This is a genomic window from Holospora obtusa F1 (assembly GCF_000469665.2).
Taxonomy (GTDB): Bacteria; Pseudomonadota; Alphaproteobacteria; order Holosporales; family Holosporaceae; genus Holospora; species Holospora obtusa.
The window spans coordinates 1-3,890 of the sequence record NZ_AWTR02000019.1 but is presented as its reverse complement, the minus strand read 5'-3'; the positions used below and the strand labels follow the sequence as shown (position 1 = coordinate 3,890).

The window sequence follows — 3,890 nt, the reverse complement described above, 5'->3', positions numbered from 1 at the left end:
GTGAAAACCTCATTGAATCATTTTGCAATAAAACAAAAACTATTGTTAAAAGCCAATGTTTTAATGTTCAATGAACTTCAAATTTTGAAAGGTGCTGCGTAAGATGAGTTATGATCTTGCTCTATGCATACAGTGCCTGATTTTCCAATACTATGGCGATTTTTTGGTAAAACTTTAAAGAAAGCATCCCAGTCATCAGTATAAAATGTGCAATTTTTCAGATGTTTGTGTATGACTTTTTCGTAAAATCGTTTGAATGTTGCAGCATCACGATTCCCTGTAACCCAGGCAACAGTTCTTCGTGTGCTACGATCAACGGCTTTGATAATCCAGAGTTTTTGACTTTTTTTGGAAAAATGTCACATTTCATCAAATTCCACTGCGTGAATGTTACCTGAAACCTCAGATTTTTGTATTTTTTTCATCTCTGCCACCACCCACTCTGTATATAATAAAAGGAGAATGTCCAAGAATTTTATCCATCATGTTAAAAGATGCCTTAGCTAAAGAGTATAAAATGACGCATAAGGCTTTTTTGACAGCCGTTTCCCTTTTTGCCCTATCCTGCGTTCTGCACAAATAGTCATCTCAATACCGTTTTCATCAATATATACAAAATTTTTCGACGATATGCCTTTTATAGTTTCTTTATATCGCTTTCATTTTTCTTGGCTTGCTTGCAAGTAGGTAAAGTTTTTTTATAGCTAAAGCCTAGCTTCTTTAAGCGCTGATACACAGAAATACTAGCATTAAATAGTTTTGCGATCTTCTGCTCATTTTTTATCTTCATTGGCCTTTGACATAAATTCTTAGCTTTTCTGAGCCTATTTTGCTCTTGCTGCCTAAACGTGGCCTGCTTCTTGGTACCTAATTCACCACCTAAATATCTTGGATGTCGTGTTTTGAGTGTTACCAATCTTAATATATTTTATTACTCGTTTCCTTAGATCTAAACTGTTTTGTTTCTTTGTCATTTTCTCTTAAAAATAATACTCCTTGTCCCGTTTTCAAGCTGAATTACTATATATACTATTTTGTAAACTAATTTTTAATTTTTTCTTGAACTTATTTTTAAAATTTTGTATACTTTTTAAGTAGAATTTAAGCTTTTATTTTTTTATGAAATTATTATTATTTATTTTCTTGATTGCTTCTCAAGTTTTTTCTAATAAAGAAAAAAGTGAAATATTTTTTAAAGATTTTCTTGAACAAGACAGAAGGCGGATGCCCCCTATCAAAGTTATAAAATTTTTTCCATATTTAAATGATTTTTTTAAAAATGAAAAAGGTGAAATAGTTTCTTTTACATCATTAAATCAAAAAGAAAAAGATATTATTAAAGATGTATTAGTAATATTAACTAATTTTTTAAGTGATGAAGATGTAGAAGATCTACTCACTTTTGCCAAAAAAGAAGGATCCAAAAATTTAAACGTGTGCTTTGAAGCAATTGATTCTTTACCTTATGAGCTTAACAGTCGTTGGATTTATAGCTTCAGTCGAAATGGATTTATATTTTTTGAATATTTAAAATTTAAAGGAAAATTGAAAAATATAGAAGGAGTGGATGTCTATATTTGGAATGCTTTTGATAATTTTACGAGCGCTTCTTGCCAAAAGGGATTTAATGATGTTTTTAATGGAATTGAAAAAGAAGAATTACGATCGTTGATGCTAATACTCGACAATAAAGAGCCTAATCAAGAAATCTGGAGAGTTTCTTGTGAACATGTAAAAGACAATTTGCTTTTTAAAATTGCCGCTTGTATTCCAGAGATTTTTTGTTTTTATTTAGACTGCACAAATAAAAAAATTGAGGATTTTTCTCCATTACTGAAAAATATATTTAAAGAAAGATACGGAATGCACCTTTGTAATTTTTTTTCCTTTTTTTTAGAGCGTGAAGAAAAAATTGATGAGGCGCGCTATAAAACTATGCAATATATTTTTGCGTCTCAATTAAAGAGAGTTAGGATAGAAGATAACAAGTTGAAGTTGCTCATCGATAACGTATCTCCTTTGCAGAATTATGAAGTTGAAGTAAATTTTCCCCTTGCATACAAGCAAATTCAGTTTTTGAAGGATGTTGTAAAGCTTTTTTCTCAAGATCAGAGCAATCCTTTTTTTAGAAATCCTTTTTTTATAAAAGAAAATAATTTCAATTTTTGGAAATTAGATAGTGAACATATAGAAGAAGAGAAGGGATTCTTAACTTTTTTTAAAACTTTTTGTCCTAAAGATAGAGGTATTTATGAATATCTAAAAAATTTAAAAGATTCTAAATTAAAAGAGTTCGCGGAAAAAATAAAAGAATCTCAAAAAGAAAAAAAAAGAGAGATAAAAAAACACAAAAAAAATATAAATGATTTTTTCAAAAATGGCCAAACAAGTGGAAAAATAATCGAATTTAGTAAACTTATTTTAAAGTTCCTTGATGAAAATATGGATGTAGAGTTTCAATCAAATGTTCCTTTAAGTTCCCAAAATGTTATTAACTATTTTTTAAATCAAGAAAGTGAGACTGAAAAATATAAAGAGTTGTACAAAGTTATAAAACAAAAATTTAAAAACAATAAGAAAGAATTATTTGAAAAACTTCAAGAATTTATAAATTTTTATTGTCGTTTAAAAAATTCTAAAAATCGCAATGAATCAATTTTAAGTTTCGTTGATTTTTCTGAAAGATTTTTTAATTTTATTCAAATCACTGAAGATTTTGAGAGCACACAATGTCAACGTAATGAATTTTTAGAATATTTTCAAAAATTAAACTCTACTAAATACTTGAAAAGTAAATGTGAAGAAGGAGAAGCGTATTGCTTTGAAATATTGAAATGCCAGAAGTTGGAAACCATATTTGGATACTTTAATCAGGCTGTAAAAACAAATAAAGTTGAAAATAATTTAATATTTCTACAAAATAAAAAATTTATTTCTGATGAAATAGTTAGATTTTTATCAAATTATATTTTTGAAAAACAAAGTAAATTACAAATCTCTGATCCAGAAATAGCAGAAGAAAACAAGTTACAAATCTCTGATCCAGAAATAGCAGAAGGAAATAAGTTACAAATCTCTGATCCAGAAATAGCAGAAGGAAACAAGTTACAAATCTCTGATCCAGAAATAGCAGAAGGAAACAAGTTACAAATCTCTGATCCAGAAATAGCAGAAGGAAATAAGTTACAATCAACGCAAAAAGAAGATAAGTATTTTCAAAAATTTTCATTTTTTCAAATGAAAGATATTTTAAAAAATTTCGCTGAACTGTATTATCCTTCTCAAAAAGAACAGAGAAAAGTACATTTAGATGGATTGATAAATTTTTGTTTAGGTTTAATAAATGAAAACGTTTCACCAAAAATAAACCAACAATATATACATAATGAAAAACAGTTTCCGATTTTTTTAAAAAATCTAAGAATGTCTTCACAAGCAAACATTCAGGATTACAAAGAAAGTGGACAATACAAAGATGATCTTTTAGTAGGTCATCCCTACAGTCGGTTAATAACTTTTTTTGAAGGAGCGATTACAGAAGGTGCACATAAGCAAAGGTGCAAAGCAGGACTATTGGGGGATATGGGAAAAACTTTACTAGAACTAGAAGGGTATGCCTTTGATTACGCTCAATATGACCCGAACATATTAAGCATGGGAACGTGTGACGAAGTACAAGGTGATAAAGGCTACATGTTTATAAAAAAAGATCAAAATTAGAATTAAAATTTTTGTTCAAAATTAAGGATTAAGTATGGGGAAGTTACTGACTCATCTTACGTAGCACCTTTCAAAATTTGAAGTTCATTGAACATTAAAACATTGGCTTTTAACAATAGTTTTTGTTTTATTGCAAAATGATTCAATGAGGTTTTCACTTTCAATAATTC

At 28.5% G+C, this 3,890-nt stretch carries 3 protein-coding genes and 1 pseudogene; 1 reads left to right on the top strand and 3 read right to left on the bottom strand.

Features of this window, described 5'->3' with window-relative positions; genetic code table 11:
* Positions 1 to 77: 77 nt before the first annotated feature.
* Positions 78 to 326 (bottom strand): IS1 family transposase, encoded by a 249-nt coding sequence (locus P618_RS09010; RefSeq protein WP_420805307.1) that lies wholly within the window; start codon positions 324 to 326, stop codon positions 78 to 80.
* A 311-nt stretch (positions 327 to 637) separates the two neighbouring features.
* Positions 638 to 916 (bottom strand): hypothetical protein, encoded by a 279-nt coding sequence (locus P618_RS00790; RefSeq protein ID WP_021826977.1) that lies wholly within the window; start codon positions 914 to 916, stop codon positions 638 to 640.
* Positions 917 to 1,119: 203 nt separating this feature from the next.
* Between P618_RS00790 and P618_RS00785 the strand changes: the two genes are divergently transcribed.
* Complete coding sequence (locus P618_RS00785; RefSeq protein WP_021826978.1) at positions 1,120 to 3,720, top strand: hypothetical protein; 2,601 nt, start codon at positions 1,120 to 1,122, stop codon at positions 3,718 to 3,720.
* Positions 3,721 to 3,776: 56 nt separating this feature from the next.
* On the opposite strand, the pseudogene P618_RS09005 reads toward P618_RS00785, so the two are convergent.
* Positions 3,777 to 3,890: pseudogene (locus P618_RS09005) on the bottom strand (IS701 family transposase); the annotation flags it as partial.